Genomic DNA, 5147 nt, shown 5'->3' on the forward strand with positions numbered 1-5147 from the left:
CTAAGTTAAGTCCGGCGGTGTCCTACTCTCCCACAGGGTCCCCCCTGCAGTACCATCGGCGCTGAGAGTCTTAGCTTCCGGGTTCGGAATGTGACCGGGCGTTTCCCTCTCGCTATAGCCGCCGAAACATCTTTCGATGGATCGATTCTATATTTTTCAGTTATAGACCCCGACTGCCTGTGAGGGCGATGCCGGGGTTGTTCTCGACCGTACGTCGAGAACCACATAGTGGACGCTTGCAGCTTATTCAAACTGGTGTGTTATCAAATTATTGGCTTATTAGTACCGGTCAGCTCCAAGGGTCTTTAGTCCCCTCTTCCACATCCGGCCTATCAACGCAGTAGTCTAGCTGCGAGCCTCTCCCCCGAAGGGATGGAAATCTCATCTCGAAGCCGGCTTCCCGCTTAGATGCTTTCAGCGGTTATCCGTTCCGAACGTAGCTAATCAGCGGTGCTCCTGGCGGAACAACTGACACACCAGAGGTTCGTCCATCCCGGTCCTCTCGTACTAGGGATAGATCTTCTCAAATTTCCTGCGCGCGCAGCGGATAGGGACCGAACTGTCTCACGACGTTCTAAACCCAGCTCGCGTACCGCTTTAATGGGCGAACAGCCCAACCCTTGGGACCTACTCCAGCCCCAGGATGCGACGAGCCGACATCGAGGTGCCAAACCATGCCGTCGATATGGACTCTTGGGCAAGATCAGCCTGTTATCCCCGAGGTACCTTTTATCCGTTGAGCGACAGCGCTTCCACAAGCCACTGCCGGATCACTAGTCCCGACTTTCGTCCCTGCTCGACTTGTCAGTCTCACAGTCAAGCTCCCTTGTGCACTTACACTCGACACCTGATTGCCAACCAGGTTGAGGGAACCTTTGGGCGCCTCCGTTACTTTTTAGGAGGCAACCGCCCCAGTTAAACTACCCACCAGGCACTGTCCCTGAACCGGATCACGGTTCGAAGTTAGATATCCAATATGACCAGAGTGGTATTTCAACGTTGACTCCACCTGAACTAGCGTCCAAGCTTCACAGTCTCCCACCTATCCTACACAAGCCACACCGAACACCAATACCAAGCTGTAGTAAAGGTCACGGGGTCTTTCCGTCCTGCTGCGCGTAACGAGCATCTTTACTCGTAATGCAATTTCGCCGAGTTCGCGGTTGAGACAGCTGGGAAGTCGTTACGCCATTCGTGCAGGTCGGAACTTACCCGACAAGGAATTTCGCTACCTTAGGATGGTTATAGTTACCACCGCCGTTTACTGGGGCTTAAATTCTCAGCTTCGCCTTGCGGCTAACCGTTCCTCTTAACCTTCCAGCACCGGGCAGGCGTCAGTCCGTATACATCGTCTTGCGACTTGGCACGGACCTGTGTTTTTAGTAAACAGTCGCTTCCCACTGGTCTCTGCGGCCTTCGAACGCTCCAGGAGTAAATCCCTTCACGCCTCCGGCCCCCCTTCTCCCGAAGTTACGGGGGCATTTTGCCGAGTTCCTTAACCACGATTCTCTCGATCTCCTTAGTATTCTCTACCTGATCACCTGAGTCGGTTTGGGGTACGGGTGACTAAAACCTCGCGTCGATGCTTTTCTTGGCAGCATAGGATCACTGATTTCGCCCTTACGGGCTACCCATCGGGTCTCAGCCTTATATGAGAGACGGATTTGCCTATCTCTCGGCCTACATCCTTAGACCGGGACAACCATCGCCCGGCTCAGCTACCTTCCTGCGTCACACCTGTTAATACGCTAACCGCACCAGCATAGGGTCGCACGCTAGGCCTCACGCTTCACCCCGAAGGGATCCATCTAGAGGATTCAGATGCTTAGCATTACTGGATTAGCTTGGACGGTTTTTCGCCAGTACGGGAATATAAACCCGTTGTCCATCGACTACGCCTGTCGGCCTCGCCTTAGGTCCCGACTTACCCAGGGCGGATTAGCCTGGCCCTGGAAACCTTGATCTTTCGGAGGACGGGTTTCTCACCCGTCTTTCGCTACTCATGCCTGCATTCTCACTCGTGTAGCCTCCACGGCTGGTTTACACCGCCGCTTCGCTGGCCACACGACGCTCTCCTACCCATCAACACGGCTGAACCAACACAACAAGTGTGCGGCTTACCAAAAATATCAATGCCACAACTTCGGTGGCGTGCTTGAGCCCCGTTACATTGTCGGCGCGGAATCACTTGACCAGTGAGCTATTACGCACTCTTTCAAGGGTGGCTGCTTCTAAGCCAACCTCCTGGTTGTCTGTGCAACTCCACATCCTTTCCCACTTAGCACGCGCTTTGGGACCTTAGTTGGTGGTCTGGGTTGTTTCCCTCTCGACGATGAAGCTTATCCCCCACCGTCTCACTGCTGCGCTCTCACTTACCGGCATTCGGAGTTTGGCTGACGTCAGTAAGCTTTTAGGCCCCATCGGCCATCCAGTAGCTCTACCTCCGGCAAGAAACACGCAACGCTGCACCTAAATGCATTTCGGAGAGAACCAGCTATCACGAAGTTTGATTGGCCTTTCACCCCTATCCACAGCTCATCCCCTCCATTTTCAACTGAAGTGGGTTCGGTCCTCCACGACGTCTTACCGTCGCTTCAACCTGGCCATGGATAGATCACTTCGCTTCGGGTCTAGGACATGCGACTGAATCGCCCTATTCAGACTCGCTTTCGCTACGCATTCCCCTCTCGGGTTAAGCTCGCCACATATCACTAACTCGCAGGCTCATTCTTCAAAAGGCACGCTGTCACCAGAATCAGACTGGCTCCAACGGTTTGTAAGCAAACGGTTTCAGGTACTATTTCACTCCCCTCCCGGGGTACTTTTCACCTTTCCCTCACGGTACTTGTTCACTATCGGTCATGTAGGAGTATTTAGGCTTATCAGGTGGTCCTGACAGATTCACACGGGATTTCTCGGGCCCCGTGCTACTTGGGATACTCTTCGGGCGATTACTGCATTTCGACTACGGGGTTCGCACCCTCTATGACCAGGCTTTCAATCCTGTTCGTCTATACAACGCTCTAACCCTCACTGTTCGGCAGAATCAGCAGAAAAGTCCCGCAACCCCGACCATGCAACGCCTGCCGGCTATCACACATGATCGGTTTAGCCTCATCCGGGTTCGCTCGCCACTACTAACGGAATCACTATTGTTTTCTCTTCCTGTGGGTACTGAGATGTTTCACTTCCCCACGTTCCCTCTACCCGCCCTATATATTCAGGCGGGAGTCACCAGGTCACCTTACGGGCCTGGCGGGGTTTCCCCATTCGGACATCCTCGGATCACAGTTCGTTTATCAACTCCCCGAGGCTTATCGCAGATTACTACGTCCTTCTTCGGCTCTACATGCCAAGGCATTCACCGTTTGCTCTTAGAAATTTGAAATCACATGAGTTTGAATCGATTAAGAATCGTAAAACTTTCGTCTCACGATCGAAATTGACCAATGATCTATAAATAGATCTTTGTAATTTGCAGTCCGAAGACTGTCAAATTTAAGATGCTCGCGTCCACTGTGTAGTTCTCAAAGTACGGGCGGTACCCTCACCTGCCCACGATTGATGTGAACAGGAAAAGGTCCAGAGGAACAGTCCAACCAGGCAAAACCCAGTTGTTCCGGTCCCTCAGGACCCAACAGCGTGCATATGCGTTTCATGCCGGCCCAGACTTTTCCAACTCCCGAGGGAGCGTACTTGGTCCAAACCATTACTCTGCGCATCAATGTCAATGTTCCACCCATGAGCGCCATCGAAGAACATTCGTCTTCGTATGGCTTGGCAGTGTTACTCCGCTGTATACAGACGGCACTGCTGTGCTCCTTAGAAAGGAGGTGATCCAGCCGCACCTTCCGGTACGGCTACCTTGTTACGACTTAGTCCTAATCACCGATCCCACCTTCGACAGCTCCTTCCCGTGAGGGTTAGGCCACCGGCTTCGGGTGTTACCGACTTTCATGACTTGACGGGCGGTGTGTACAAGGCCCGGGAACGTATTCACCGCAGCGTTGCTGATCTGCGATTACTAGCGACTCCGACTTCATGAGGTCGAGTTGCAGACCTCAATCCGAACTGAGACCGGCTTTTTGGGATTCGCTCCACCTTGCGGTATTGCAGCCCTTTGTACCGGCCATTGTAGCATGCGTGAAGCCCAAGACATAAGGGGCATGATGATTTGACGTCATCCCCACCTTCCTCCGAGTTGACCCCGGCAGTATCCCATGAGTTCCCACCATTACGTGCTGGCAACATAGGACGAGGGTTGCGCTCGTTGCGGGACTTAACCCAACATCTCACGACACGAGCTGACGACAACCATGCACCACCTGTATAGAGACCTTGCGGGGCGACTGTTTCCAGCCGTTTCCTCTATATGTCAAGCCTTGGTAAGGTTCTTCGCGTTGCATCGAATTAATCCGCATGCTCCGCCGCTTGTGCGGGCCCCCGTCAATTCCTTTGAGTTTTAGCCTTGCGGCCGTACTCCCCAGGCGGGGAACTTAATGCGTTAGCTGCGACACGGAGACCGTGGAATGGTCCCCACATCTAGTTCCCAACGTTTACGGCATGGACTACCAGGGTATCTAATCCTGTTCGCTCCCCATGCTTTCGCTCCTCAGCGTCAGTTACGGCCCAGAGATCTGCCTTCGCCATTGGTGTTCCTCCTGATATCTGCGCATTCCACCGCTACACCAGGAATTCCAATCTCCCCTACCGCACTCTAGTCTGCCCGTACCCACTGCAGGCCCGAGGTTGAGCCTCGGGTTTTCACAGCAGACGCGACAAACCGCCTACGAGCTCTTTACGCCCAATAATTCCGGACAACGCTTGCACCCTACGTATTACCGCGGCTGCTGGCACGTAGTTAGCCGGTGCTTTTTCTGCAGGTACCGTCACTTTCGCTTCTTCCCTACTAAAAGAGGTTTACAACCCGAAGGCCGTCGTCCCTCACGCGGCGTTGCTGCATCAGGCTTTCGCCCATTGTGCAATATTCCCCACTGCTGCCTCCCGTAGGAGTCTGGGCCGTGTCTCAGTCCCAGTGTGGCCGGTCACCCTCTCAGGCCGGCTACCCGTCGTCGCCTTGGTGAGCCATTACCTCACCAACTAGCTGATAGGCCGCGAGCTCATCCCTGACCAAAATTCTTTCCACC

At 53.8% G+C, this 5147-nt stretch carries 3 rRNA genes; all 3 read right to left on the bottom strand.

Annotated features, from left to right (window positions below):
- Positions 1-9: 9 nt before the first annotated feature.
- A 5S ribosomal RNA gene (gene rrf / locus E3O50_RS18790) occupies positions 10-126 on the bottom strand.
- A 133-nt stretch (positions 127-259) separates the two neighbouring features.
- Positions 260-3388 (bottom strand): 23S ribosomal RNA (locus E3O50_RS18795).
- A 438-nt stretch (positions 3389-3826) separates the two neighbouring features.
- A 16S ribosomal RNA gene (locus E3O50_RS18800) occupies positions 3827-5147 on the bottom strand; the annotation flags it as partial.

Source organism: Cryobacterium sp. MDB1-18-1 (assembly GCF_004402735.1).
Classification (GTDB): Bacteria; Actinomycetota; Actinomycetes; order Actinomycetales; family Microbacteriaceae; genus Cryobacterium; species Cryobacterium glucosi.